24 protein-coding genes, 1 other RNA gene and 1 pseudogene are annotated in these 26183 nt (G+C 62.6%); 10 read left to right on the forward strand and 16 right to left on the reverse strand.

Features of this window, described 5'->3' with window-relative positions; all coding sequences use genetic code 11:
- Positions 1 to 9: 9 nt before the first annotated feature.
- A complete protein-coding gene (gene dksA, locus AC07OO_RS06325; RefSeq protein WP_495081196.1) occupies positions 10 to 816 on the reverse strand; it encodes an RNA polymerase-binding protein DksA in 807 nt (268 codons plus the stop codon).
- Here dksA and AC07OO_RS06330 point away from each other — a divergent pair.
- Entirely contained in the window at positions 809 to 1324 is a 516-nt protein-coding gene (locus tag AC07OO_RS06330) for a hypothetical protein (protein WP_495081197.1), read from the forward strand. The two genes, dksA and AC07OO_RS06330, sit on opposite strands and share 8 nt — an antisense overlap.
- A gap of 56 nt (positions 1325 to 1380) precedes the next feature.
- Here AC07OO_RS06330 and AC07OO_RS06335 read toward each other — a convergent pair whose 3' ends face one another.
- Both AC07OO_RS06335 and AC07OO_RS06340 read right to left on the reverse strand, forming a co-directional pair.
- Complete coding sequence (locus AC07OO_RS06335) at positions 1381 to 2454, reverse strand: CobW family GTP-binding protein (protein ID WP_495081198.1); 1074 nt, start codon at positions 2452 to 2454, stop codon at positions 1381 to 1383.
- 53 nt (positions 2455 to 2507) lie between these two features.
- The gene (locus AC07OO_RS06340) at positions 2508 to 3716 is read right to left on the reverse strand and encodes a class I SAM-dependent rRNA methyltransferase (protein ID WP_495081199.1); all 1209 of its coding nucleotides are present in this window, start codon (positions 3714 to 3716) and stop codon (positions 2508 to 2510) included.
- Positions 3717 to 3869: 153 nt separating this feature from the next.
- On the opposite strand from AC07OO_RS06340, the gene AC07OO_RS06345 reads away from it, so the two are divergent.
- On the forward strand, positions 3870 to 5444 hold the full coding sequence (locus AC07OO_RS06345) for a methyl-accepting chemotaxis protein (protein ID WP_495081200.1): 1575 nt from the start codon (positions 3870 to 3872) through the stop codon (positions 5442 to 5444).
- 23 nt (positions 5445 to 5467) lie between these two features.
- On the opposite strand, the gene AC07OO_RS06350 is transcribed toward AC07OO_RS06345, so the two are convergent.
- From AC07OO_RS06350 to dapF, 3 genes are read right to left on the reverse strand one after another with little or no spacing between them, the layout of a single operon-like run.
- On the reverse strand, positions 5468 to 6574 hold the full coding sequence (locus AC07OO_RS06350; protein ID WP_495081201.1) for a tyrosine recombinase XerC: 1107 nt from the start codon (positions 6572 to 6574) through the stop codon (positions 5468 to 5470).
- Between the two features lie 27 nt (positions 6575 to 6601).
- Positions 6602 to 7300 (reverse strand): DUF484 family protein, encoded by a 699-nt coding sequence (locus tag AC07OO_RS06355; RefSeq protein ID WP_495081202.1) that lies wholly within the window; start codon positions 7298 to 7300, stop codon positions 6602 to 6604.
- A complete protein-coding gene (dapF, locus tag AC07OO_RS06360) occupies positions 7297 to 8172 on the reverse strand; it encodes a diaminopimelate epimerase (RefSeq protein WP_495081203.1) in 876 nt (291 codons plus the stop codon). The genes AC07OO_RS06355 and dapF overlap by 4 nt, the downstream gene beginning before the upstream one ends.
- A 251-nt stretch (positions 8173 to 8423) precedes the next feature.
- On the opposite strand from dapF, the pseudogene AC07OO_RS06365 reads away from it, so the two are divergent.
- The 3 genes and pseudogenes from AC07OO_RS06365 to AC07OO_RS06375 all read left to right on the forward strand — a co-directional run.
- Positions 8424 to 9401: pseudogene (locus AC07OO_RS06365) on the forward strand (MBL fold metallo-hydrolase); the annotation flags it as partial.
- A 33-nt stretch (positions 9402 to 9434) separates the two neighbouring features.
- Positions 9435 to 10070, forward strand: coding sequence for a DUF4126 domain-containing protein (locus AC07OO_RS06370; protein ID WP_495081204.1), 636 nt, complete (start codon positions 9435 to 9437; stop codon positions 10068 to 10070).
- 118 nt (positions 10071 to 10188) lie between these two features.
- Entirely contained in the window at positions 10189 to 11184 is a 996-nt protein-coding gene (locus tag AC07OO_RS06375) for an RNA pseudouridine synthase (RefSeq protein WP_495081205.1), read from the forward strand.
- A gap of 100 nt (positions 11185 to 11284) precedes the next feature.
- On the opposite strand, the gene AC07OO_RS06380 is transcribed toward AC07OO_RS06375, so the two are convergent.
- Positions 11285 to 11713, reverse strand: a complete 429-nt coding sequence (locus AC07OO_RS06380) for a CBS domain-containing protein (RefSeq protein ID WP_495081206.1) — start codon at positions 11711 to 11713, stop codon at positions 11285 to 11287.
- A gap of 50 nt (positions 11714 to 11763) precedes the next feature.
- Positions 11764 to 12097, reverse strand: an RNA gene (gene rnpB / locus AC07OO_RS06385) — RNase P RNA component class A.
- A 114-nt stretch (positions 12098 to 12211) separates the two neighbouring features.
- On the opposite strand from rnpB, the gene cysK reads away from it, so the two are divergent.
- Positions 12212 to 13129: a cysteine synthase A gene (gene cysK / locus AC07OO_RS06390; RefSeq protein WP_495081207.1), complete on the forward strand. Its 918-nt coding sequence runs from the start codon at positions 12212 to 12214 to the stop codon at positions 13127 to 13129.
- Positions 13130 to 13167: 38 nt separating this feature from the next.
- Here the strand turns inward: cysK and AC07OO_RS06395 are convergent, their stop codons facing one another.
- Positions 13168 to 14799 carry an outer membrane protein assembly factor BamB family protein gene (locus AC07OO_RS06395; RefSeq protein ID WP_495081208.1) on the reverse strand — a complete coding sequence of 544 codons (1632 nt, stop codon included), beginning with the start codon at positions 14797 to 14799 and terminating at the stop codon, positions 13168 to 13170.
- A gap of 119 nt (positions 14800 to 14918) precedes the next feature.
- Between AC07OO_RS06395 and AC07OO_RS06400 the strand changes: the two genes are divergently transcribed.
- Entirely contained in the window at positions 14919 to 16730 is a 1812-nt protein-coding gene (locus tag AC07OO_RS06400) for an NAD(P)/FAD-dependent oxidoreductase (protein WP_495081209.1), read from the forward strand.
- Positions 16731 to 16831: 101 nt separating this feature from the next.
- On the opposite strand, the gene AC07OO_RS06405 is transcribed toward AC07OO_RS06400, so the two are convergent.
- Complete coding sequence (locus AC07OO_RS06405; RefSeq protein ID WP_495081210.1) at positions 16832 to 17464, reverse strand: LysE family transporter; 633 nt, start codon at positions 17462 to 17464, stop codon at positions 16832 to 16834.
- Positions 17465 to 17556: 92 nt separating this feature from the next.
- Here AC07OO_RS06405 and AC07OO_RS06410 point away from each other — a divergent pair, with 92 nt between their 5' ends.
- Positions 17557 to 18114, forward strand: a complete 558-nt coding sequence (locus AC07OO_RS06410) for a Crp/Fnr family transcriptional regulator (RefSeq protein WP_495081211.1) — start codon at positions 17557 to 17559, stop codon at positions 18112 to 18114.
- A gap of 2 nt (positions 18115 to 18116) precedes the next feature.
- On the opposite strand, the gene htpX is transcribed toward AC07OO_RS06410, so the two are convergent.
- The 5 genes from htpX to AC07OO_RS06435 form a co-directional block, all read right to left on the reverse strand.
- Positions 18117 to 18989 (reverse strand): protease HtpX, encoded by an 873-nt coding sequence (gene htpX, locus AC07OO_RS06415; RefSeq protein WP_495081212.1) that lies wholly within the window; start codon positions 18987 to 18989, stop codon positions 18117 to 18119.
- Between the two features lie 124 nt (positions 18990 to 19113).
- On the reverse strand, positions 19114 to 19890 hold the full coding sequence (locus AC07OO_RS06420; RefSeq protein ID WP_495081213.1) for a DUF3025 domain-containing protein: 777 nt from the start codon (positions 19888 to 19890) through the stop codon (positions 19114 to 19116).
- On the reverse strand, positions 19875 to 20903 hold the full coding sequence (gene pyrC, locus AC07OO_RS06425; RefSeq protein WP_495081214.1) for a dihydroorotase: 1029 nt from the start codon (positions 20901 to 20903) through the stop codon (positions 19875 to 19877). The genes AC07OO_RS06420 and pyrC overlap by 16 nt, the downstream gene beginning before the upstream one ends.
- A gap of 29 nt (positions 20904 to 20932) precedes the next feature.
- A complete protein-coding gene (locus AC07OO_RS06430; RefSeq protein WP_495081215.1) occupies positions 20933 to 21904 on the reverse strand; it encodes a LysR substrate-binding domain-containing protein in 972 nt (323 codons plus the stop codon).
- A 61-nt stretch (positions 21905 to 21965) separates the two neighbouring features.
- Positions 21966 to 23825, reverse strand: a complete 1860-nt coding sequence (locus AC07OO_RS06435; RefSeq protein WP_495081216.1) for an ABCB family ABC transporter ATP-binding protein/permease — start codon at positions 23823 to 23825, stop codon at positions 21966 to 21968.
- A gap of 83 nt (positions 23826 to 23908) precedes the next feature.
- On the opposite strand from AC07OO_RS06435, the gene AC07OO_RS06440 reads away from it, so the two are divergent.
- Both AC07OO_RS06440 and AC07OO_RS06445 read left to right on the forward strand, forming a co-directional pair.
- Positions 23909 to 24334: an acyl-CoA thioesterase gene (locus AC07OO_RS06440; protein WP_495081217.1), complete on the forward strand. Its 426-nt coding sequence runs from the start codon at positions 23909 to 23911 to the stop codon at positions 24332 to 24334.
- 238 nt (positions 24335 to 24572) lie between these two features.
- Positions 24573 to 25571: a hypothetical protein gene (locus tag AC07OO_RS06445; RefSeq protein WP_495081218.1), complete on the forward strand. Its 999-nt coding sequence runs from the start codon at positions 24573 to 24575 to the stop codon at positions 25569 to 25571.
- A 15-nt stretch (positions 25572 to 25586) separates the two neighbouring features.
- On the opposite strand, the gene AC07OO_RS06450 is transcribed toward AC07OO_RS06445, so the two are convergent.
- Positions 25587 to 26132, reverse strand: coding sequence for a carboxymuconolactone decarboxylase family protein (locus AC07OO_RS06450; RefSeq protein WP_495081219.1), 546 nt, complete (start codon positions 26130 to 26132; stop codon positions 25587 to 25589).
- Positions 26133 to 26183 lie beyond the last annotated feature (51 nt).

Consider the following 26183-nt stretch of genomic DNA (forward strand, 5'->3'; position numbering starts at 1 on the left):
CGGCTGTTATCAATCCCCAAACATCTTCTGTTTGAGTTCCCGGCGTTGCTGGGCTTCCAGCGACAACGTGGCTGTGGGGCGTGCCAGCAAGCGGCCTACACCAATGGGTTCGCCAGTTTCATCGCAGTAACCATAGTCACCGGCGTCGATGCGGCCGATGGACTGCTCGATCTTTTTCAAGAGCTTGCGTTCACGGTCACGGGTGCGCAGCTCCAGCGCATGCTCTTCCTCGATCGTGGCGCGGTCGGCCGGATCGGGCACCACCGAGGTGTCTTCGCGCAGATGTTCCGTGGTTTCGCCAGCACTGTTGAGAATATCGGCCTTGAGCTTGGTCAGCTTCAGGCGGAAGGCCGCCAATTGCACGGCGTTCATGTATTCGGAATCGGGCATGGCCATCAATTCCGCATCGGTCAATTCAGCCACGGCAGTTGTTTTCCAGTTGTTGGCGAGCTTGGGGTCTTTTTTGATGGAGGACGGCAAGGCTGGAACAATGATAGGCGTTGGCGCGGATTGCGTATAGCTGGCTTTTGCGGCGGTCGAGGCCACCGACTGCGCCATCGACGGAACGGTCAATTGCGCCAGACGGGTGGATGGGCGTCCGGCCTTGGCAGGAGCAGCGCTGGCAGCGGGTGCGGCCGCAGCAACGATTTTTTCGACGGGCGCCGGCGCGGCCACAGGGGATTTGGACTTAGAGGAAACAGTGGTCTGCATTGGCTGGGCTGACGTTTTGGAAACGGGAGTGGAAGCTGGGCTGGCTACAGCCCGGGTTTTGGAAACAGCGGCTTTGGAGTCCGATGGACTGGGCTTCTTGGCCACCACGGCTTTGCTGGCTGCGACTTTGGCAGTCGGCTTGGCCGTTGATTTTGCGCTGACTTTCGCGACGGGTTTTGGAGTTTTTGCGGGGGCTGCTTTCGCTACCGGTTTGGTGCTTGTCTTGCTGACTGGTTTGGCTGTCGGTTTGCTGACGACTTTGGAAGCACTTGCCGGTTTGGCAGCAGGTTTGGCGCTTGCCTTGCTGGCTGCTTTCGCGACGGGTTTGCTGGACTTACTAGGGGCAGGTTTGGGGGCAGGTTTTCCTTTGGGCTTGGCAACTGCCGTTGCCTTGGTCTTGGCGGCCGCAGCCTTGCTGTCTTTTCCAGATTTAGCGTTCACTTCGTGTCTCCTGGCAGAAATCTCCTGCGCATGGTCGGTGGGGCCTGCTAACCCAGCCTTGCCCTTGGCGGGCTTTTTTGGCTGGACTTCTCCGGCGCGCGAGTGTACAGGCTTCCCCTTGGTAAAACCCATACGTTGCAAAATCGAGACAATCATTTGGCTTTCAATCTGAGAATAATATTTCTAAACCGTTCGGCAAATCCCTGACGCTCACCAACCCTCAAACACTCAGACCAAAGACTGCTCCATTCCTTGCAGCAGGATGTCCTTGGGCAGGTCAATGCCGATGAACACCATTTTGCTGCACCGCTGTTCGCCGTCGGCCCATTGTGGCCCCAGATCGCTGCCCATCAACTGGTGCACGCCCTGGAAAATCACCTTGCGGTCCGTGCCCTTCATATAGAGCACCCCTTTATAGCGCAGCATGCGCGGGCCGTAGATGTTGACGATGGCGCCCAAAAAGTCTTCCAGCTTGGCCGGATCGAAGGGCCGGTCGGACTTGAAGACAAAGCTTTTGACGTCGTCATCATGGTGATGGTGGTGGGCGTGACCATGCCCTTCATGCTGGTGCGAAGGGTGATCGCAATGCTCGCCATGTTCGTGATCATGGTCATGGTCATGGTCATGGCCGTGATCGTGCGTGTCGTCCTTTAAGAAGTCCGGGTCGATGTCCAGCTTGGCATTCAGATTGAAGCCGCGCAGGTCAAACACCTCGCTCAAGGCCACCTCACCAAAGTGCACGGCCTTTTGCGGCGCCCGGGGGTTCATGTGCTTGATGCGGTGCATCAGTGCATCGGTCTCGTCCTTGGACACCAGATCGGTCTTGCTGATGAAAATCTGGTCGGCAAAACCCACCTGGCGGCGCGCTTCCTGGCGATCATTGAGCTGCTGCTCAGCATGCTTGGCGTCCACCAGCGTCAAGATGGAGTCCAGCAAATAGGACTCGGCGATCTCATCGTCCATGAAAAAGGTCTGGGCCACCGGGCCGGGGTCGGCCACGCCGGTGGTTTCAATGACGACGCGTTCAAAGTCCAGCTCGCCCTTGCGCTTCTTCTCGGCCAGGTCGCGCAGCGTGGCGCGCAAGTCTTCACGGATCGTGCAGCAGATGCAGCCATTGCTCATCTGGATGATCTGCTCCTTAGTGTCGGTGACCAGGATGTCGCTGTCGATGTTTTCTTCGCCGAACTCGTTCTCGATGACCGCGATCTTCTGGCCATGGGCCTCTCCCAGTACGCGCTTGAGCAAGGTGGTTTTGCCGGAACCCAGAAAGCCGGTCAGGATGGTGGCGGGGATCAAACTCATGGGGGAATCCAAAATTCAGCAGGTGGGGAGTGTACTGGTCAATTCAAGAGGCCTCACTTACGCATGACGACAAGCCCCTTCAGATATTCGCCCTCTGGAAAGGCAATCGTCATCGGGTGGTCTGGCGCGCCACCCATGCGTTCGCAGATGTAGCCATCCACACCAGCGTCCGAGCCGGCCCCCGCCACGATCTTGTGGAACAGGTCGGCGCTGATGCCGCCCGAGCAGGAGTAGGTGAACAACACGCCCCCCGGCTCCAGCAATTTGAGGGCCAGTCGATTGATGTCCTTGTAGGCGCGGGCTGCGCGCTCGGCGTGTGCCACCGTGGGGGCGAACTTGGGCGGGTCCAGCACGATGGCGTCGAACGTGCGGCCCTCGGCCGCAAACTGGCGCAAGGAGGCATTCACATCCGCATCCAAAAAAGTGGTTTGATCCGCGCCCATGCCGTTGAGTTCCACATTGGCGCGGGCCTGGGCCAGCGCCGCACCCGAGGAGTCGATGGACGTAACATGCGCCCCACCAAAGCCGCCGGCCCGCAACCCGGCCAGCGCCGCCACGGTAAAACCGCCGGTGTAGCAAAAGCAGTTGAGCACCCGCTGAAAGCCCAGGCGCTGCGCGTAGTCGGCAAACTTCTTGCGACTGTCGCGCTGGTCCAGATAGAAACCGGTCTTGTGGCCGTCGGCGATGGACAGGCCCAATTGCCAGCCGTGCTCTTGCAGCACAAAATCGGTGGGGGTGCTGGCGTCACCGCCGCGCAGCCAGCCCTTCACCTCGGGCAGGCCCTCCAATCCACGGCTGCTGGCGTCGGAGCGCTCGTACAGCTTGGTCAGGCCCGTCTCAGCCAACAGCGCGTCGGCCAGCACATCCTTCCACCGCTCGGCACCACTGCTGAGGAACTGCGCCACCAGCGTGTCGCCATAGCGGTCCACGATCAAGCCTGGCAGGCCATCGGACTCGCCATGGACCAGTCGCACGCCGTTGCTCTGTATATCGAATCGGGCTCTAGCCCTCGTAGAATCTTGAATAGCCGCTATAAAAAATGAAGCATCTATGCGCTGCGCCTCATCAAAGCTCCAGACCCGGGCGCGGATCTTGGATTGGGGACTGAACGCCGCCCAGCCCAGGAAGGCGCCGCTGTCGGACTCCACCCGCACGGTCTCGCCGCTGTCGCCGCCGCCCTTGGCGATGGCTGATTCAAAGATCCAGGGGTGGCGGCGCTGCAGGGAGCGCTCTTTGCCGGCGCGTAGTCGAATGGTTTTCATGGGCACCGATTGTGCGGCACACGCGCAACGTTGGCGGCGCGCGCCTGCCGCAGATTTGCAAAGATAGGCCTGGCCCCCTAGGCAGGCCCGCACGGCGGTGCTAGCCTGTCAAAGCGCTACAAAGTTTTACACATAACAAAACGAGGAGTCGTTATGGATCTGCAAAACATGAAAATCGCGTCGCGTCTGGCCATTGGCTTTGCCATCTTGGTGGCCATGGTGGCATTGATGGCCGGCTTTGGTTTCCTCAAAGTTAAAAGCACCAACCAATCCATCTCCACGATTTACGACGACCGGGTGGTGCCACTCAAACAGCTCAAGGGTGTGGCCGACGCCTATGCGGTGGGCATGGTCGATGCCACCAACAAAGTGTCGGCCGGTGTCGTAGACGCCAAGGCCGGCGTCAAGCTGGTCAGCGAGGCCGTCACGCAGGCCGCTGAGCAATGGAAGGCCTACACCGGAACCTCATTGACCGAAGAAGAAAAGCGCGGCGTGGCCCAGACGGCGGACCTGATGACCAAGGTGCAACCCGTCATCGCCCAGGTGCGTGCGGCCATGGAGTCAGGCGACAAGGACAAGGTCAGCAGCATGATCAAGCCGCTGTACGAAGCCGTGGACCCGCTCAGTACCGCCGTCGACAAACTGGTGGACATCCAGCTCAAGGAGGCCAAGGCCGAGAACGACCGCGCCGCTCTGCAGTACCAGCAGACCATTGTGTTGTTCAGCGTCGTTGTGGCGCTGGCGATTGCCGTGGGCAGCGCCATCGCATGGACCTTGATCAAGGCCATCACCGTGCCCTTGAACCAGGTGGTGGACATTGCGCGCAGCGTGGCCGGCGGCGACCTGACACTGCAGATTGACGGCACTGGCAGGAGCGAGACCGGCATGGCGCTCGCCGCCCTAAAAGACATGCAATCCAACCTGGTCGACGTGGTGTCCACCGTCCGAGGTGGCAGTGAGGGCGTAGCCGGGGCCAGTGCGGAGATTGCGCAGGGCAACAATGACCTGTCGATGCGCACGGAGCAGCAAGCCAGTGCATTGGAAGAAACCGCGGCGTCGATGGAGGAACTGAGCTCCACCGTCAAGCAAAACGCCGACTCGGCCCGCCAAGCCAACCAACTGGCCCAAAGCGCCTCCACCATCGCCGTGCAGGGCGGTAACGTGGTCGGCCAGGTCGTGGAGACCATGAAGGGCATCAACGAGAGCTCCAAGAAGATCTCCGACATCATCAGCGTCATCGACGGCATTGCGTTCCAGACCAATATCCTGGCCTTGAATGCCGCTGTCGAGGCGGCCCGCGCGGGCGAGCAAGGCCGCGGCTTTGCGGTAGTGGCCAGCGAGGTGCGCAGCCTGGCCGGCCGCTCGGCCGAGGCGGCCAAGGAAATCAAGTCCTTGATCAATGCCAGCGTGGAGCGGGTCGAGCAGGGCTCGGTGCTGGTGGACAAGGCCGGTGTGACCATGACCGAGGTGGTGACCAGCATCAAGCGGGTGACCGACATCATGGGCGAGATCAGCGCCGCCAGCAACGAGCAATCAGCCGGGGTTTCCCAGGTGGGCGAAGCGGTGCAGCAGATGGACCAGGTCACCCAACAGAATGCCGCGCTGGTGGAGCAGATGGCCGCAGCGGCCAGCAGCTTGAAGGCCCTGGCCAGCGACCAGGTACAGGCGGTGTCGGTGTTCCGCCTGCCATCCGGCAACCGGCTGGCGGCCATCGGCATGGGTCGCTAGCCCGCTCCCCATCCCTCAGAGCCTCAATCCTTTTTGCCGGTACCCTTGGCATGCGCCCGGGGGTGGGCTGCGTCATAGACCTTGGCCAGGTGCTGGAAGTCCAGCCGTGTGTAGACCTGGGTGGTGCTGATGTTGGCGTGGCCCAGCAACTCCTGCACCGCGCGCAGGTCGCCGCTGGACTGCAGCACATGGCTGGCAAAGGAGTGGCGCAGCATGTGCGGATGCACCGGTGTGGCCAGGCCGGCCTGCAGGCTGCGGCCCCGCAGGCGTTGCCAGACCGACTGGGCCGTCAGCCGCGTGCCATTGCGCCCCAGAAACAAGGCCGGGTTGGCAGGGCTCGCGAGTGGCAGGTTGGCGACCAGTGCGGCACGGGCCTGCTGCCATGCCAGCAGCGCCTGCAGGGCCTGGCGGCCCACGGGCACGGCGCGCCATTTGCTGCCCTTGCCGCAGACATGGGCCGTGGCAGCATCCATATCGATCCAGCCCCTGCCTTGACTATGGCCGTCGGTGCTGGCCTGGGCGTCCAGGCCGATCAGCTCGCCGACGCGCAGGCCGCTGGAGTACAGCAGCTCCACCATTGCCGCATCACGCTGTTCCAGAAAATGGGCCTCGGCAGAGCCGTGTGGCGGATTGGCATTTGGCAATTCACCCGTGTAGCCCTCGTCAGTATTGGATATATCGCTATCTTTTTTGAAGTTCGCCAGTTGCACAGCCTCGTCCACACCCAGGGCCTTGGGCAGGGGTTTGGGGGCTTTGGGCGCGCGCACGTCCTGTACCGGGTTGCTGGCGACCAGGCCCTCGCGGCCCAGCCAGGTGTAGAAGCCGCGCCAGCCCGACAGGATGAGGGCGATGCCGCGCCCGCCACGCCCGCCGCTGTGCATCTGTGCCACCCAGCGGCGGATGTGGGCGTTGCGCACCTCGGTCAGTGCAACCGGGACTTTGGCGGCGTATTCCTTGAGTTTGATGAGGTCCAGCGCATACAGCTCGACGGTGCGGGCTGCCAGCCGCTTTTCGACGCGCACATATTCGAGGTAGCCCTCTACGAGGTTCGCCCCCACGCTCCCCACTGCGTGTGGTTCGCTGCCCCCCGGGGGGGCGTTTACGCCTTGGGGCGGCCCGGCGGCGTTCATATTGGGTTTGCGCCTGCCTCTAGGCGCTCATTTCAGTCGCGACAGCGCGGCACTGGCCAGCTCACCCAGGCGGGCCAGGAAATCGGTGCCCATGCCGCTGTGGAAGCGGTGGGCGTCGGGCGAGGCCAGCACCATCATGCCGAAGGCCGGGCCGGCACCGCCGGCGCTGGCGCCGCGCAGCGGGATCAGGGCCAGCGAGCTGACAGCAGAAGGGTCGGCCAACCAGCTCACGGCCTCAAAACCGGTGTTCAGGCCGCAGAAGGGCTCCATCAGCGAAGAGGCGAACACGCGGGCGTCGTCGCTGACCTCTTGCGACACGGTCAGCCCCGCAAACTCGGGCGCCATGCCCCACAGGCGCATGCCGACCTGGGGCACGGAGAACTGGGTCTGAATGTCTTGCTCGATGGCGCCCGGCAGCGCGTGCAGATCAGTGGCGGTCAGCAGGCTGCGCGCCCAACGCAGGATCTTGTCGGACAGCATGACGTTCTCGCTGCCGTTGCGGATCATCTCCATGATGCGGTGTTCCAGCGACTTGATCTTCTCGCGCAGCATCTCGGCCTGGCGCTCCTGCAGACCCACGGTGCGGTTGCTGTGCGGGCTGGTGAACTGCACGGCGGCCAGCAGCTCGGCATGGCGCAGGAAGAAGTCGGGTGTGTTGCTCAGGTAGTGGGCAATGTCGTCTTCGGTGATGGGGTTGTTCATGGCGTCGTTGCTGTGGAAGGTCATAGGGTGTCGGGGATCTCTATCTCAGCGTGAAAAACAGTGGTGGCCGGGCCGGTCATCAGCACCGGCGCAGTATCGCCGGCCCAGGCGATGCTGAGCAGGCCGCCGCGGGTCTGCACTTCGACCGTAGCGTCCAGCAGGCCCAGGCGAATGCCGGAAACGACCGCGGCACAGGCGCCGGTGCCGCAGGCCAGCGTCTCGCCCACGCCGCGCTCAAACACGCGCAGGCGGATGTGGCTGCGGTCGACCACCTGCATGAAGCCCACGTTGACGCCCTGGGGAAAGTGGCGGCTGGCCTGCACCTGGGGGCCCAGGGTGGCCACGGGGGCCGTGTCCACGTTGTCGACTTGCAGCACCGCATGGGGGTTGCCCATGGATACGGTCGCTACCAAAACAGGAGCGTCATGTACAGATTCGGCGAGGGCTAGAGGCCAATTACCCCAACGGCCTTGTGGCTGGAGCACCAGACCAGCAGCGTCGAACGGAATCTGGTCCAGCGCAAACACCGGCGCGCCCATGTCCACGGTGACGCGGCCATCGGGCAGCAGGCGCGGCTCGATGACGCCCTTTTGCGTCTGCACGCGGATCACGTCCTTGGCGGTCAGGCCCTTGTCGCGCACGTAGCGGGCAAAGCAGCGCGAGCCGTTGCCGCACTGTTCGACCTCGGCGCCATCGGCGTTGTGGATCACGTATTCAAAATCGATGCCGGCCGCGGGCGAGGGCCGCACGGTCAGAATCTGGTCGGCGCCCACGCCGAAATGGCGGTCGCCCAGAAAGCGGTAATGGGCGGCGGTCAGGCCCAGCCGGCCGCGGGTTTCGTCAAGCACAACGAAGTCGTTGCCAGCACCCTGCATTTTGGTAAACGGTATGCGCATGGGGGGATTATCAGTCCATCAGGCCAGTGCGGCACCGTCCCTACTTTTTGCATTCCCGGCCCGCGCCGATGTAGCTTTGCGAGAAATCTTGTTGGGCCGGGATTATGCCCAGCATGGGCAGCGTGGGCAGCGTGGGCAGTGTGGGAATAGGCCTTTGCTGCACAATCCGGCGCATGGTCCGCCCGCAACTACGCTTACACCCCCACAGCCTGCCATCCACCGACGCGTCCACCCAGGCCCCGCCGCCCGAACGCACTGGCTTGCGCGGCGGCATTGCCACCCGCTTTTTGCAGCACGACATGGCCTACGGCGAGCTGGCCCTGGTCTGCCCTACCGGCAGCGAACCCCACCACGCGCTGGACTGGCAGGCCGAGCGACCCGTGCCGCTGACGCGCAATCTGCAGCGCCTGACCGCGCCCAACCCCGGCTTCATGACCGGCCCCGGCACCAATAGCTACCTGGTGGGCGACGCCGAAACCGGCTTCATCGTTATCGACCCCGGCCCTGCCGATGCCGAGCACATCCAGCGCCTGTGGCAGACCGCGGTGCACCCCGATGGCAGCGGCGGCAATGTCCGCATGATTGTCTGCACGCATTCGCACCCGGACCACTCGCCCGGCGCCGCGCCACTCAAGGCACTGTGCAGCGGCCAACCACCGATCCTGGGTCTGCCGTCAGCACCCACGGCGCGCGCGGCCAGCACCTTCACGCCCGACCGATCGCTACTAAATAATGAGCGTCTCACCCTGATTCCACGAGGGCTGGAAGCCGATTCATCAAAAGCACATACGCTCCAGGCCATCCATACCCCCGGCCATGCGGCCAACCATGTGTGCCTGCTGCTGGTGGAGGACGGCCTGCTGTTCTCCGGCGACCACATCCTCAACGGCAGCACCACGGTCATCGATCCGCCGGACGGCCATATGGGCGACTACCTGGATTCGCTGGACCGGCTGCTGACCGCCTGCGCACAGCACGATGTGCACTTCATTCTGCCGGCCCACGGCCATGTGCTGGGCGGTTCGCTGGCGGCGGCCAGCGGCGTCATCACCCACCTGAAAGCGCACCGGCTCAAGCGCGAGGCCAAGATCGCCGCCGTGATGGCCGCCCACCCCCAGGGCACGCTGGATGATTGGCTGCCGCTGGCCTACGACGACGTGGAGCCCCGCGTGTGGCCCGTGGCCAAGCGCTCGCTGATGGCGCATGTGGAGCACATCCAGGGCCGCTAGGGCCTGTTCCCTCTACAACACCCCACTTCAGCCATGCCCAACCTCAGCCATTGGATGGATGCTCCGCAACTGCTGGCCCTGGCAGCCGCCTTGGGTTGGGCCAGCGGGCTGCGGCTGTACGCAGCCGTGTTTCTGGTGGGCATCTCCGGCTACCTGGGCTGGGTAGATCTGCCGCCGGGGCTGCAGGTGCTGCAGCACCCGGGTGTGCTGATGGCCAGCGGCTTCATGTGCTGCGTGGAGTTTTTTGCCGACAAGATTCCGTTGGTGGATTCGCTGTGGGACGTCGTGCATACCGCCATCCGCATTCCGGCGGGCGCGGCACTGGCTGCCGCCGCATTGGGGGCCGACAGTTCCGCCATGGCCTGGATCGCCGCCTTGCTGGGCGGCAGTCTGGCTGCAACCAGCCACGCCGCCAAATTGACGACGCGCGCCGCCGTCAACACCTCGCCCGAGCCCTTATCCAATATCGCGGTGTCGCTACTGGAAGACGGATGGGTCATTTGCATGCTGTGGCTGGCAGCCACCCACCCGCTGGTATTCGCGTGGGCCCTGGTGTTGACACTGGCGGTGGCCGTACTGCTGATGGTGGTGCTGTTCAAGTTCTTGCGCGCCGTGGGTGTTCGCATCGCGCAATTCTTCGGCAGCGGGCGCTCACCACAGAAGGCATAGCTTCAGCAGGGGGAGGAGACTGGCACAGTTTGCCGATGGCGTGGCAATTTTCTGCAGCCCGGCCTGTGTGTGGTGCAGCCCCTGTGAAAGCGCAGCAGACTGCACTACAGTACCCCCAATGACAAAATCCCCTGTGTCCGGCACGCTGCGCCTGCCGCCCAAGCCTCCCAAGAAAGCCGTCGCCCCTGCGGTGCCGACCGCGACCACGCCCGCCCCCACTCCCGCCAAGCGCCCGAATGCCAAGCCACGCAAGCGCCCCGTAACGGCGCTGCGGACGCCAAAACCTGCGGCCGCTACGCTGCCACCGCCGCTACCCCAACGCAAGCCGACGCCGTCAGCCGACGCCGGCGGCGACCGACTGGCCAAGCGCGTCGCCCAGATGGTGCCCTGCTCGCGCAGCGAGGCCGAGCAATACATCGCAGGTGGCTGGGTACAGGTTGACGGGCATGTTGTGGAGGAGCCGCACTTTCGCGTCGAGAGCCAGACCATCACGCTGGACCCCAACGCCAGCCTGCTGGAGATGGCCAGCATCACGCTGCTGCTGCACAAGCCGGCCGATTGGGTGGATGGCACGGAAGAGTCTTTGTCCAAGCTCAACCGCGCCGCCCGCCGCGCGCACTTTGACGACGCCCGTTCGCTGCTGATGGCGGCCAAGCATTGGGCGAATGACCCGTCTGACATTCGCGTGCTGCAACGCCATTTCAAGCAGCTCACGGCCGCCGTGCCGCTGGAAAATGCGGCCAGCGGGTTGATCGTGTTCACGCAAGACTGGCGCGTGGAGCGCAAGCTGACCGAGGACATGGGCTCCATGGAGCATGAGCTGATGGTGGACGTGCAGGGCGAAGTCACGCCCGAGGCGCTGCGCCGCCTGACCCGCATTCTGGAAGGCGACGCCGACCTGCCGCTGGTCAAGGTCAGCCTCAACAGCACCACGCCCGAACGCAGCCGCCTGCGCTTTGCGATCAAGGGCGCGCACCGGGGGCTGATTGCCTACCTGTGCGAAAAGGCCAAACTGGAGATTGTGGACATGCGCCGCATCCGACTGGGCCGCGTAGCGCTGGCCGATTTGCCGGTGGGGCAGTGGCGCTATCTGGGCGCCGGCGAGAAGTTCTAGGCGCTCCAAGAGCCTGGGCGGTAGAGCGTTCTGCGCAGGTAAAGGAGGAGGCCGAAGGCCGGGGGACACGGAGCAGAGCGCTCTGCCGCCCAGGCTCCTACTAACTCGAAATGTAATGCTGCAGCTGGTTGATCGTCAGCTCATGGTCGGCAATGATGTCGTCCATGATGTCGCGCACGGAGATCATGCCCAGCACCTTGTCACCATCGACCACGGGCAAGTGGCGGATCTTCTTCTGGCTCATCAAGGCCAGGCAATCGCGGGTGCGAACCGTTGGGGCGACAGAAATCACATTGGCGGTCATGATGTCTTGCACCTTGGTGTCGCGAGAAGACTTGCCCTGCAGCGCGATTTTGCGGGTGTAGTCGCGTTCAGAGAAAACACCTACCAGCTTGCCGTCGTCCAGCACCATCAGCGCGCCGACATTGTGGTTGGCCAGGGTCTGTAGCGCATCGAACACGGTGTCCTGGGGGCTCAGGCTCCAGTTGACGGGTGCGCGCTTCTTCAACAGATCGAGTATGGGTCGCATGCTGCCTCCTCCTTCAGTGAGAACACAGGCCTAACCATACATCAAAAAAAGTGTGAAGCCCACCGATAAGCCGGATTCTGTGCACGGAAGTTGCCCTCCGTGTGACCACCATTACTCTGGGCCGCTGGTCACCCAACGGCTCGGTGCTACCTACCCGCCAACTCCGGGGGCCCCGTCAACGTTGGCCTACTTGGTATTGCTGCGCGTAGAGATTGCCCGTTTCACCCGCACTTAAGCGGCTCGTCTCTGTTGCTCTAATCCTCACCTTAGGGTCTTGCGACTTGTCGGTGGACAGCCGTTAGCTGCTACGCTGCCCTATGCAGTCCGGACGTTCCTCCAGTGCCTGGTTTCCCAGATTGCACCAGCGGTGGTCTGGCGGGCTTCACGGCCTGATTATCGCCGCAGGTGATATGGATATACCGGAGTCGGTAGAACAAGAGGTTCACAATATTCTTTCCAGCCCCCATTCGCCCTCAAAAAAACACCGGAGCCCACCCCATGAAAGCCAACAACATCCTGCAGACCATTGGCAACACGCCGCATGTGCGCATCAACCGCCTGTTTGGCAACACGCACAACGTATGGATCAAGTCCGAGCGCAGCAACCCCGGTGGTTCCATCAAGGACCGCATCGCGCTTTCCATGATCGAGGCGGCCGAGAAAAGCGGCGCACTGCAACCCGGCGCCACCATCATCGAACCCACCTCAGGCAACACCGGCGTGGGCCTGGCCATGGTGGCCGCGGTCAAGGGCTACAAGCTGGTGCTGGTGATGCCCGACAGCATGTCGGTCGAGCGCCGCCGCCTGATGCTGGCCTACGGCGCCACCTTTGATCTGACCCCGCGCGAAAAGGGCATGAAGGGCGCCATTGCCCGCGCCCAGGAACTGGCCGCTGCAACACCGGGCGCGTGGATTCCGCAACAGTTTGACAACCCGGCCAATATCGAGGTGCACGAACGCACGACGGCGCAAGAAATCCTCGCCGACTTCCCCGGCGGTATCGACGTTCTCATCACGGGCGTGGGCACCGGTGGTCACATCAGCGGCGTGGCCAAGGTGCTGAAGGCGAAGTTTCCACAGTTGAAGGTGTTTGCAGTGGAGCCCAGCGCATCGCCGGTCATCTCCGGCGGCGCCCCCTCCCCCCACCCCATCCAGGGCATCGGTGCCGGTTTCATCCCCACCAACCTGAAGACCGAACTGCTGGACGGCGTGATCCAAGTGGACGCCGAACCCGCCCGCGAATACGCTCGCCGCTGCGCAGCCCAAGAAGGCATCTTGGTAGGCATTTCCAGCGGCGCGACGCTGGCTGCGATTGCGCAGAAGCTGCCTGATCTGCCGACCGGCGCCACCGTGTTGGGCTTCAATTACGACACCGGCGAGCGGTATTTGTCGATCGAAGGGTTCTTGCCAGTGTGACGGACTGCCCGCCGGGGTTACCTCCCCGGCCCCAGGCTTCAGCGCAAATTGATGGCCGTCAGTCCCCCGTCGCTCGCCGGGTTGAAGCCCGGCAAAAAGTCCGACATCGTTGCGATGTATAGGATGCCATTGGAGGAAATAGCCTTGGCACCCGCCATGGGATATGTCCATACCGGGCGATGGGTGTTGCGGTCGATCGCATAGGTGGCCCGGCGCGTACTGACGAAAACATGGCTATCGGTCACGACCATGTTGCTGAAGAAATATTGGTCCAGTGCACTGTCTATCGACCAGGCCCATACCAGAACACCGGTAGTGAGATCACGCGCTTCGAGCTGCTTGGTTGCACCGTTGGCGACAAATACGGTATTCCCCGCAACGACGGGATCGATTGCACTATTCAGGGCTTCTAGCGTCCAACGGATACTTCCACTAAGCGGTTGGACCACCCGCAGGTTCCGTCCATCCGATACCAGCAGGCTGCCATCGCTGGCCAGCACAGGTATCGGGTCGGCTGTGAGCCCCGCATCGCCCAGGTCCGTCACCTTGGCAATGGCACCGGTGGCGGCGTCCATGGCATAGAGTTTTCTGATGCGCCCACTACCTTGGAAGCTCTCCCAGACGGTATAGGCAAACTGCGCATCCAGGGCGGACGTGCCGGCTTGGAAACGATAGGAATCATCCCAGGATTGGCCCCATGCCACGGTGCCAGTTGCGGCATCGAAACTCTGCGTCCCACCTCTGACCGGGCTTGCACCATCGGGCGTGCTGTTGATGTAGACCTTCCCCGCTGAAACAGTCGGCGACTGTGCCCCCGTCACGGCCTGGCCGGTAGAGCCGGCGGAGCGAAACCGCAAAGTGCCGTCGCTGGCATTGAGCGACCATAAAAAGCCGTCGCTGAAACTGGAGTTCTTCGCCAGGTACACGGCACCATTGGAGACCGCCGGGGCTGTCGTCGGGAAATAGGTAGGGTACTCCCAGGCCAGCGTGCCATCCGATTCCTGGAAGGCCTGCAGTTTGTATTCCGCCAAGGTGCCGGCAGTCGTCACATAGACCTTGTCGTTGGCCACGACCGGCGGCCCCATGTACCTGCCGTCAAACGGTTGCCGACGCCAGCGTGGGGTGAACTTCGCAGCATCCAGCGACACCGGAACATAGCCCGTATGCGCCGCATTGCCCTGGTGGGTCTCCCAGTCTGCCAAGCCGGGTATGCGCGATAGCGGCGGCGTTTTGTAGGGGTTGACCACGGTCACGTCATAGGGCACGCGCAGCGGTGATCCGGGATGCTGCTGCGCACAGTCGAAAACCGGGCAGAACCGCAGCTCTACGCTCCCCGTATAGCGGCCCGCCGCAACACGTACGGATGTACCCAGCGTCACCTGGTAGCTGCCATCGATCGCGTTTTTTGCGAACCGCGACAGAGAGAGCACATTCTGTGTGTCCACGGCCTGCACATAGACCAGGTCGAAAGCGGTACTGGACGTCGCCGTGAGAACGATCCGCGACGACAAACCTATGTCTGACGTGGCGGTCAGCGTGCCTGGGGATACGGCCCATACCGATGGCGGTGTAACGGGCCCAGGCGCCGTCGCGCTACCGCCTGAGCCTCCGCAGGCGGCCAACCAAAGTGGTACCAGCACCAGTACGGCGAGTGTTTTGAATCGCAGCATGTTTTCCTCCCTTTTTTGCGCATTATGGCGGGCATGCAGTGGCCCCATGCGCACAAGGACTTGTATACCCCGCAGCCGATATCATTAGGCCCTGCTTGATAACCACGAGCCCGCCCACCATGATCCGCATCACCGAACTCAAACTCCCTTTGTCCGCCCTCCCCATAGAGGAGCGCCGCGCCGCCGATGCACCTACCGAGACCGAAGAAGACCGTGCGCCGGTCGCACACCCGGTCGCTGCACTGAAGGACTTGGCTGCCCAGGCGCTGGGTATTCCTGCCAACGATGTCGCCACGCTGGATGTCTTCAAGCGCAGCTTCGATGCACGCAAGGCGGACCTGCTGGTGGTCTACATCGTGGACCTGGCGCTGACCGACCTGAAGCAGGAAGCCGCGCTGCTGCAGCGCCATGACAAACACCCGCATATCAGCCCCACACCCGACATGGCCTACCGCCCAGTGGGCCATGCCCCCGCCAACCTGGCGCTGCGCCCAGTAGTGGTGGGCTTTGGCCCCTGCGGCATGTTTGCGGCGCTGGTGCTGGCGCAGATGGGCTTCAAGCCTATCGTGCTGGAGCGCGGCACGACGGTGCGCCAACGCACCAAGGACACCTGGGGCCTGTGGCGTAAGAAGACACTGAAGCCTGAGAGCAATGTGCAGTTTGGCGAAGGTGGGGCCGGCACGTTTTCGGACGGCAAGCTGTACAGCCAGATCAAGGATCCGCGTTTTCTGGGCCGCAAGGTCATGCAAGAGTTTGTGAAGGCCGGCGCGCCGGCCGAGATTCTGTACGAGGCCCATCCGCACATCGGCACCTTCAAGCTGGTCAAGGTCGTGGAGAGCATCCGCGAGCAGATCATTGCGCTGGGCGGAGAGGTGCGTTTCGAGCAGCGCGTTGTCGACGTGCTATTAAAAAATGAGCGCAATACCCAGTTTTTACGAGGGCTTTTGGTTCAAAGCACCAATGACGGCAGCGTCAGCGAGCTGCCAGCAGAGCAGGTGGTGATCGCGCTGGGCCACAGCGCCCGCGACACCTTTGCCATGCTGCACGACCGGGGCGTGGCCATGCAGGCCAAACCCTTCTCAGTGGGTTTTCGCATTGAGCATCCACAGGGTGTCATCGACCGCGCGCGCTGGGGCCGCCATGCCGGCCACCCCATGCTGGGCGCGGCCGACTACAAGCTCGTGCACCACGCCAGCAACGGCCGATCCGTCTACAGCTTTTGCATGTGCCCCGGCGGCACCGTGGTGGCGGCCACGTCCGAGCCCGAGCGCGTCGTCACCAACGGCATGAGCCAGTACTCGCGCAACGAACGCAATGCCAATGCCGGCATGGTGGTGGGCATAGAACCTGCGGACTTTCCCGGTGATACGCAGAGCTTTGTGCACGCCTTTGGCGCGGTGGACGGGGCACGTTATGCAACGCAGGCGGCGGAACTGGCGGCGGCGCACCCGGCCGGCAGTTCCGCCGCCACGCATCCACTGGCCGGTATCGCGCTGCAACGCCGCCTGGAATCGGGCGCCTACACCCTGGGGGGCAGCAGCTACGAAGCACCGGGGCAACTGGTGGGAGACTTCATTGCGGCACGTGCATCCACTGCCCTGGGCGGCGTGATCCCATCCTATAAACCCGGCGTGCGCCTGGGTGATTTGGCCCCCAGCCTGCCCGACTACGCTATCACCGCCCTGCGCGAGGCCCTGCCCGCCTTTGGCCGCAAGATCAAGGGCTTTGACATGGCGGACGCGGTGTTGACCGGTGTCGAGACCCGCACCTCGTCACCGCTGAAGATTCCACGGGGCGAGGATCTGCAATGCACCAATGTGCGCGGCCTGTATCCGGCTGGCGAGGGGGCCAGCTATGCTGGCGGCATTTTGTCAGCCGGGGTGGATGGCATCAAGGTGGCCGAAGCCGTTGCCCGAAGTATCTTGGTGTAATACGCCCCCACGCTCCACCGCTACGCGGGTCGCTGCCCCCCAAGGGGAGCGCGTTTGGCAAAACCCCAAGTCCACACCTTGGGGCGGCCCGGCGGTGAAACCTAGGCCGCGCGCTTGAACAAGGCCAGCAGAGAGCCTGCCGCCATAAACATGCCGCCAAACACGCGGTTCATGGTGCGGATATGGCGGGACGACTTCAGCGTACCCAGCACGCGGGCCGCCAGTGCGGTGTAACCCGCCATCACCACCAGATCGGTAAAGCCCAGCGTGGCCCCGATAACGAAGTACTGTGGCAGCAGGGGCTGCGTCAGCACCATGAACTGCGGCACCACGGCCAGCAGAAACACGGTGCCCTTGGGGTTGACGGCATTGATCATCCAACCTTTGAGCACCATGGAGCGGCGCGTGATGGCGGCCGCGCCACCCTCCGCTTGAGCCACCATGGGCACGGCCGGTGCGCGCCACTGGCTGATGCCCAGCCAGACCAGGTAGGCCACGCCCGCCCACTTGACGACCAGGAACGCTGTGCTGGAAGCGGCTACCAGTGCGCCCAGGCCGATGCCAACGACCAGCACTTGCGTCCAAATGCCCAGGATCAATCCAAAGGTCGTGAAATAGCCGCGGCGAAAGCCGTGGTTCAAGCCCGAACTCATCGCCGCCACGGCGCCAGCGCCGGGGGATATGCTGATGGCCCAGGAGGCAGCGAAGAAGGCGAGCCAGGTGGAGAGTTCCATGGTGTGCGGATATCGGAAAGTTTGCCGGGGAAGGAACAGGTTGTAGCACAGCCAGCTTGTACCCATGCGGGGTGGGTGTACCATCTTCAGCCATGAAAGTAGATCCCGCCGTCGTCAAGATCTTTGCTGAAAACGTGCGCGCCGACATCATTGTGCGGCCCGCCGGGCTCAATCTGGATGCCGCCATCGTCAAGAAGATTGCCAGCAAGGTCAAGGTCTTCCAAGGCATGACGCTGGACTGCTTGATGAGCACACTGGCCATGGCCGAGCACATTCCGCACAAGGCGGGTGACATCGTCTTCAACGAGGGCGACATCGGTAGTTCGTTCCACGTATTGATCGCTGGCGAAGTCGTTGTCGAAAAGAACCGTGGCGGCCGGGCTGTACTGCTGGCCAAGCTGACAGCGGGTGAATGCTTTGGTGAAATGGCTTTGGTAGGCGGCCATCTGCGCAGCGCCACGGTACGGGCCACGCGCGACGGCGCCACGATGCGCTTTGACCGCGAGCGCGTGGACGCCTACTCCGACAGCGCCCACATCATCTACCGCAATATTGCCAGTGTGCTATCGGCGCGGCTGGATGTGTCCAGCGAGATGCTGGCCGACCTGGTCTTGCGCACGGGCGAAACCGGGCCAGCTCCTTTGGGTTGACTTCAGCCCTGAGCGTTCTGCAAAGCAGCAATGCGCTCTTCAATGGGCGGGTGGGTCGAGAACAACTGCCCGATGCCGCCAGCAATCCCCATGGCCGCTACGCTCTTGGGTAGCTCACCGGGCGCCATGCCGCCCAGCCGAGCCAGGGCATTGATCATGGGCTGCTTGCGGCCCAGCAACTGGGCTGAACCGGCATCTGCACGGTATTCGCGGTGGCGCGAGAACCAGGCCACCACCATGTGCGCTGCAAAGCCGAGCACGATGTCGAGCACAAAGGTCGTGATCATGTAACCGATGCCGGGGCCAGAGCGATCGTCATCCTTGCGCAGGAAGCTGTCGACCGCGTAACCAATGACACGGCTCAAGAAGACTACAAACGTGTTCATTACCCCCTGGATCAGGGTCATCGTCACCATGTCGCCGTTGGCTATGTGGGCGATTTCATGGCCGATGACAGCCTCAATCTCTTCCTTGGTCATGCCCTGCAGCAAACCGGTGGACACCGCGACCAAGGCCGAATTCTTGAATGCGCCGGTGGCAAAGGCATTGGGATCACCCTCAAAAATACCTACTTCGGGCATGCCGATGCTGGCTTTTTCGGACAGCTTGCGCACGGTCTCCACGATCCAGGCCTCGTCCGCATTTTGCGGCTGGTTGATGATGCGCACGCCCGATGTCCATTTGGCCATGGGCTTGCTGATCAGCAGCGAAATGATGGCGCCGCCAAAACCCATGACGAGCGCAAAGCCCAGCAGCGCACCCAGGTTGAGCCCGGAGCTGGTGAGGTAGCGGTTCACGCCCAGCAGGCTGGCAACAATGCCCAGGACTGCGACCACCAGTACGTTGGTCAAGATGAAGAGAAGTATGCGTTTCATGGTTTCCTCGAGAATTTCAGCCCCGATCAAGGGGCGACAGCGTGAATGGTAAGGTCGAATGGTTCAAATTCAAGAAAAACGCGCCCCGAATGAACCCAAATGCCATGGGGAGAAGACGGTATTTTCATTGGGCCGGTTTGGAGCGTGGGGGTCGGAATACCGCGGAGTCCTCGTAGAACGCAGGACCCGCATTGTCCGGCCACCAGCCCGGAACACCCAGCACAGGCAAATGGGCGAAGGGCTTGGTTGCCAACTTCTCTGCACTGAGGTCTGATGCCATCCACATGTCGATATCCGCTATTGATTTGCTAGCAATATGCGCCCGGTACACGTGGGCTGTGATGGGTTTTCGTGGAGACACCAGTTTCTCCAGCAAGGCGTGGCCAAACAGTACCAACTGGGTCTGCGCCCACAGTGGGCGATGGGTCACAAACAGCATGTGCCAGTCCTTGGCAACCAGCGCATCCCACAGCGCGTCCGGCCCTTGGAAGAAGGCCGCGTTCTCGTCGAAGATCGTCAAGGCATCGCGCGCAGGGCCACGCACCGGCTGTATGCCTGAGGCGGCGATCTGCGCGGCCTGCAACTGATTGAGCCGCTTCTTGGTCTGGGGGAACTGCAGCCAGCACAAGCCGTTGAAGAAGTCATGCAGGCCGTCGCGGGTGGGGATCAGCCGGCTGCGAAAGATAAAGGCTTCGTAAGCCTCGCCTGCAGGCAAGGCAGATTGCGGCACAAACCGGACGGACTGCTCAAAGGATACCGTGGCAGCATCGTCCATTGCTGTATTGAGGGCCGTAGCGCAGCCCAGACCTGCTTCTATCGACCGCGCTACGGACTGGCCTACGTCGCACCAAGGCGCCAGCCAGGCAGCCGCCCAGTCAATCGCCTCTAGACCATGCGCCACGCCAGGGTTTCATCCGCACAGAGGGGCTTCAACTGCGCTTCGCCAAAGGCAAAACTGGAAGGCACCGTCCAAGCCTCGCGGCGCAGCGTGACCTTGCCTTCGTTGCGCGGCAGGCCATAGAAATCAGCACCATGGAAGCTGGCAAAGCCTTCGAGCTTGTCCAGCGCACCGGCCGCGTCAAAGGCCTGGGCATACAGCTCCATGGCCGTATGTGCGGTGTAGCAGCCGGCGCAGCCGCTGGCGTGCTCTTTCAAATGCGCAGGGTGGGGAGCGCTATCGGTGCCCAGGAAGAACTTGTGGGAACCACTGGTCGCGGCCTGCACCAGGGCCAGGCGGTGCGTCTCACGCTTCAAGACCGGCAGGCAGTAGTAGTGCGGGCGTATGCCACCGGTGAAGATGGCATTGCGGTTGTACAGCAGGTGGTGGGCCGTGATGGTGGCGCCGGTGTAGCGATCGGCCGCCTGCACATACTGCGCGGCTTCCTTGGTGGTGATGTGTTCGAACACGATCTTCAGTTCGGGGAAATCGCGCCGCAAGGGAATCAATTGGGTGTCGATGAACACCGCCTCACGGTCGAACAGATCGATGTCGCTGGAAGTCACCTCGCCATGCACCAGCAGCAGGATGCCTTCGCGCTGCATGGCTTCCAGCGTCTTGTAGGTCTTGCGCAGATCGGTCACCCCGGCATCGCTGTTGGTGGTGGCGCCCGCGGGGTAGAGCTTGAGCGCGACGACACCGGCGTCCTTGGCACGGCGAATCTCATCGGCGGGCAGATTGTCGGTCAGGTACAGCGTCATCAGCGGCTCAAACGCCATGCCAGCCGGCACAGCGGCCTGGATGCGCGCCTTGTACGCCAGCGCCTGCGCCGCGGTGGTGACCGGCGGCTTGAGGTTGGGCATGATGATGGCGCGGCCAAATTGCGCGGCGGTGTGGGGCACCACGGTGTGCAGGGCATCGCCATCGCGCACGTGCAGGTGCCAGTCGTCGGGTCGGGTCAGGGTAATGGATTGCATAGGGGGAGATTGTCCATCCATCCGAGCGGCTAGCGCGCGGCCTGGGTCAGCAGGTAGTCCCACAAGGCCTGGGCGGCATTCTTGGACGCGGCGGCCGGGCCACGGGCTCCAGGCGCGCCACCGCGTTGCAGTTCTTTCAACACCGGCTTCTCGCGGTAGACGCGCACGTCCATCGTGATATCCAAGCCCTTGGCCTCGGGCGGCGCGGCGCTGACCAGGCGCTTGGCGCGCAGCTCTTTCTTGACCGCACTGTGCGGCAGGAAGGCGATGCCGTGCCCCTCGAGCGCCATGGCCTTCAGGCCTTCGGCCATGTCGGTCTCGTAGACACGGTCGAAGTGGATGGCCGTGTTGGATTGCTTCAAAATCAACTCCACCATCTGCCCCAAGTAAGCGCCCGGCGCATAGCCCAGGTAGGGCAGCGGATGTCCGGCACGGCCAGGCAACTGGTACATGGGTGCACCCTGGGCGTCGGGCTTCACGTAGGGCGCCACGACCTCTTCGCCCAGGCTGACCATTTCATAACGGTCCGCGTCCAGCTGGAAGGGCTGTGAGGGGTGGTGGTAGGCGATCAGCAGGTCGCAACTGCCCTCCACCATGCGCAGCACGGCGTCGTGCACATTGAGCGCGATCAGGCGGCTCTTGATGGGGCCAAAGGTCTCGCGCAGGCTGGACACCCAGGCCGGGAAAAACGTGAATGCCAGCGTGTGCGGCACCGCGAATTCGATGACATCCTGCGCCGCCGAGGTATGCCCGCGCAGCATGGCCCGCGTACTCTGCAAGGATTGCAGCACCTCCATGGACTGGTCGTACAGCGTCTCGCCGGCCGGGGTCAGCCGCGTGGGGTAACTGCTGCGGTCCACCAGATCGGTGCCGGCCCAGGCCTCCAGCGACTGGATGCGCCGCGAGAACGCGGGCTGGGTGACGTGGCGCAATTGTGCGGAACGGCTGAAACTGCGGGTCTCGGCCAACGATACAAAGTCTTCAAGCCATTTGGTTTCCATGCCTAGGATTATGCGCGAATTGCATGGACACGTGACAATCCCGTTACAACTTGACTCCCGCTTACTCTGCCGTTTGTTGCTGCAACGCCCACATGTCCGCATACCGCCCCTGCGCCGCCAGCAGCGCCGCATGGTTGCCGCGCTCGATGATGCGGCCGGCGTCCATGACCAGGATCTCATGCGCATCGACCACGGTGGACAGGCGGTGGGCTATCACCAGCGTAGTCTTGTTGCGCGCCACGCTTTGCAGCTCGGCCTGGATGGCGCGCTCGTTGGCCGAGTCCAGCGCCGATGTGGCTTCGTCAAAGATCAGGATCGGAGGGTTCTTCAGCAGCGTGCGCGCAATGGCCACGCGCTGCTTCTCGCCACCAGACAACTTCAATCCACGCTCGCCGACCATCGTGGCATAGCCCTTGGGCGTAGAGCTGATGAAGCCGTGGATGTGGGCCGAAGCAGCTGCCTCCTCCACCTGCGCGTGGGTGGCGCCAGGCTTGCCGTAGGCGATGTTGTATTCCACGGTGTCGTTGAACAGCACCGTGTCTTGCGGCACTATGCCGATCGCCTGGCGCACGCTGGCCTGGGTGACCTGCTTGATGTCCTGCCCGGCAATCAGGATGCGCCCGCCCTGGTTCGGATTGCTGACATCGTAGAAGCGAAACAACAGCCGCGCCAATGTGGACTTGCCGGATCCTGAGGGGCCAACGACGGCCACCGTCTTGCCAGCCGGTATCTCGAAGCTGATGTTGTGCAAGATGGTGCGCCCACCACCGGGGTTGGCAGCGCTGGGTAGGTCATAAGAGAAGCTGACGTTCTCAAATGCCAAAGGGGTGTCATTGGTCAGCTGCAGCGGCTGCGCACCCGGCACATCGGCAATCTCGCGCTCGCGCTCCATCAGCGTGAACATCTTTTCCAGATCGGTCAGGCTTTGCTTGATCTCGCGGTAGATCACACCCAAGAAATTCAGCGGGATATACAACTGGATCATGAAGGCATTGACCATGACCAGATCGCCCAGCGTCATGCGGCCCTCCACCACGCCCTGCGTCGCGCGCCACAGCATGGCGACCAGGCCGGCGGCGATGATGAGCTGCTGGCCGGTGTTGAGCATGGACAGCGTGGTCTGGCTCTTGAGGCGCGCGCGGCGCAGGCGCTCCAGGCTCTGGTCGTAGCGCTTGGCCTCAAAGCCTTCGTTGTTGAAGTATTTGACGGTCTCGTAGTTCAGCAGCGAATCGATGGCCTTGGAGTGGGCGGCCGAATCGAACTCATTGGCCTCGCGACGGAACTTGGTGCGCCACTCGGTCACCAGCACGGTGAACGTGATGTACAGCACCAGCGCAGCCAGGGTGATCCATGCAAACCACACGTCGAACTTGACCGCCAGGATGGACAGCACCATCACCACCTCAAGCAGTGTGGGCACGATGCTGAATAGCGAGAACGAGATCAGCGATTCGATGCCACGCACGCCGCGCTCGATGTCGCGTGTCATGCCGCCGGTCTGACGCTCCAGGTGAAAGCGCAGGCTCAAGGCGTGCAGGTGTTCAAAGGTTTGCAAGGCGATGCTGCGGGCTGCCCCCTGTGTGGCCTTGGAAAACACCAGTTCACGCAACTCGGTAAACGCCGACGTAGCCAGGCGCAGCGCACCGTAGGCCAGCAACAGAGCCACCGGCACCACCAGCACCGCGGCCGGGTCGCCGGGCTTGTAGCTCATGCTGTCCACCAGATTCTTGAGCAGCAGCGGAACACCCACATTGGTCAGCTTGGCACCGATCATGAAGGCCAAGGCAAAGACAACCCGCCATTTGTAGGCCCACAGATAGGGGAAGAGGCGCCCTATGGTGTCCCAATCGGAGCGGGCACGCGGCGCTGGCGCTACGGAACTGGGCGCAGGAGCGGAGGCTTGGTGGCTGAGGTCGCGCATGGAGAGGTGGGGGGATGGTGCTTGGGTTGTGTTGGGACGCGGCTGCGCCAGCGCTCGGGCCGCAAGAGGTTAGGATTGTGCCTATGTCTACGAATTCAAGCCCGCCCAACATCCCATTGCCCACCGACGAGGAGTTGGTGCTCAAGGTCATCCCCATGCCAGCGGACTGCAACGCCAATGGCGACATCTTTGGCGGCTGGGTCATGGCCCAGGTCGACTTGGCGGGTTCGGTGCTGCCTGCGCGCTATGCCCAGGGCCGCATGGCCACGGTGGCGGTCAATGAGTTTGTGTTCAAACACCCGGTGCGGGTAGGCGACATTTTGTCGTTCTTCTCCAAGGTGATGCGCATTGGCCGCACCTCGATCACGGTAAAGGTAGGGGTCTATGCCGAGCGCTACCGCAGCCAGGGCCAGTACATCAAGGTGACCGAGGCATCGCTGACCTATGTCGCAATTGACGAGGCCGGCAAACCGCGGGAAATCCCCCGCCATCCCGACGCATCCGCGTAAACCATGACGCTACGTTTTATGTAGCGCACCACATAGACGGGACGAGGGCTGGAGCCAAAATCCTCATAAGGCAACTAGCCTGAAACGCCCACAAACTCCAATACTGCCGGGTATTTGTCGCGCTTTTGCAGAGATTGCTGCCCTTCGCATTCCAGACAATCTGGACACAAGGTCTGGTCCGTTGGCACGCCGTGCCGCAAGGCCTACTTTGCTTGATTGAGCGCGTAAAGGAAGCACCATGTCCATCTCCAGCATCAACAACAGCAACTCTGCCAGCAACAACTCAGCGGCATCCAGCAATAAGGCGACGGGTGCTGCGAGCGGTGGCAAATCCTTTGCGGACACGCTGAGCAGCATCGGCAATGGCACGCCCTATACCGATGCAGAAGTCAAGAGTTTTTTTGCCAGCAAACCCAATGCCAAGCAGATCGCCGACAAGGCCGCCGCACTGGGCCTGAACGAAGACCAGATTGCCCAGGCCATGACGGTGGGCGGCTTCGAGGGCAGCAAGGATGCATCGCTGAAATCGCAAATCGAAGCGTTCGTCGCCAACGCGAACAATGGCTATGCCTGGGACGCCCAGGGCATGCTGAGCACCAGCAAATCCACCGTCCAGGCAGCAACCGCCGCCGCAGACAAAGTCATGCCGGCGGCGCAGGACATCAAATCGTTCTATGCCACCAACCCCACCGAAGCGCAGATTACCGCCAAGGTCAAGTCACTGGGCTTGAATGCAGCGCAGATGGTGCAGTTCCAGGCCACCGGCATAGGCATGAACATGAAACAAGTGAGTGCGCCGGTGCTGGAGACCATGTTTGTAGACGCCGCCAAGCGCCTGGGCACCGATATCGGTGGTGGAACCCATGGCGGCTGGACGTCCTACTTCTCGCCGACGCTGGGCCGGGCAGTCACCAAGAACGAGATACAAAGCTTTTTTGCCACCAACCCCACACAAAGCCAGATCTTCCAAAAGGCTTCCGAGTTGGGGCTGGGGGTTTCGGCTGTCAACAACATGATGATTGGCCTGGGTGTCACCAAAGCCGAGAACATGAACAGTGCGTACAACCAGATGGACCTCTCGCTGTACCAGGGCAAGGACGGCTATAGCCTGGACCAATATGGTCACATCGTTGCCGGTGGCGGGCATGTTTACGTTAGCAATCCGGATGGCGTCAGTGGAACCTGGCAACTCAGACCATCTTCGGCAGACGGATCATCGGTGACCGCCACCGCGTGACCCGTCTCGCCGCCCTTAAGCGGCAGGCCTGAGTGCGACCTTGGGGAAATCCAGGGGCACATCCAGCGCCACATTGACGTAGTTGGTGAAGAGATTCAGCGCAACGTGGGCCAGTATCTCGACGATGTGCTCGTCGTCAAAGCCCACGGCACGCAAGGCGTCCACGTCTTCCGCACTGATCTGCGCGCGCTGGGTCACCACCTTGAGTGCGAACGCCAGCGCAGCAGCGGCCTTGGGATCGGCAGAACGCCCGGATTGGGCCGCAGTCATTTCTTCGGCGCTTGCACCAGCCCCCTTACCCAACACCGTGTGGGCGGCCAGACAGTATTCGCAGCGGTTGCGCTCGGCTACCGCGACCGCGATCTGCTCCCCTAGCTTGGCGCCCAACACGCCAGAGCCTAAAGCACCAAACGCTGCCCACATGCTTTGCAAGGCGGCCGGGGAGTTGGCCACCGCTTTGAACATATTCGGCGTGGCACCAAAAGCTGCGTGAATGGGGTCCAGCAGAGCCTTGCGGTTGGCAGTGGTGTTGGCTGGATGGATGAGTTGAACACGGGTCATGGCTTTATTTCCTTGGTAATAGATAGAGAACAAACTGCTTAAAGAAGTGCT

Source organism: Rhodoferax sp. GW821-FHT07G04, from assembly GCF_059418585.1.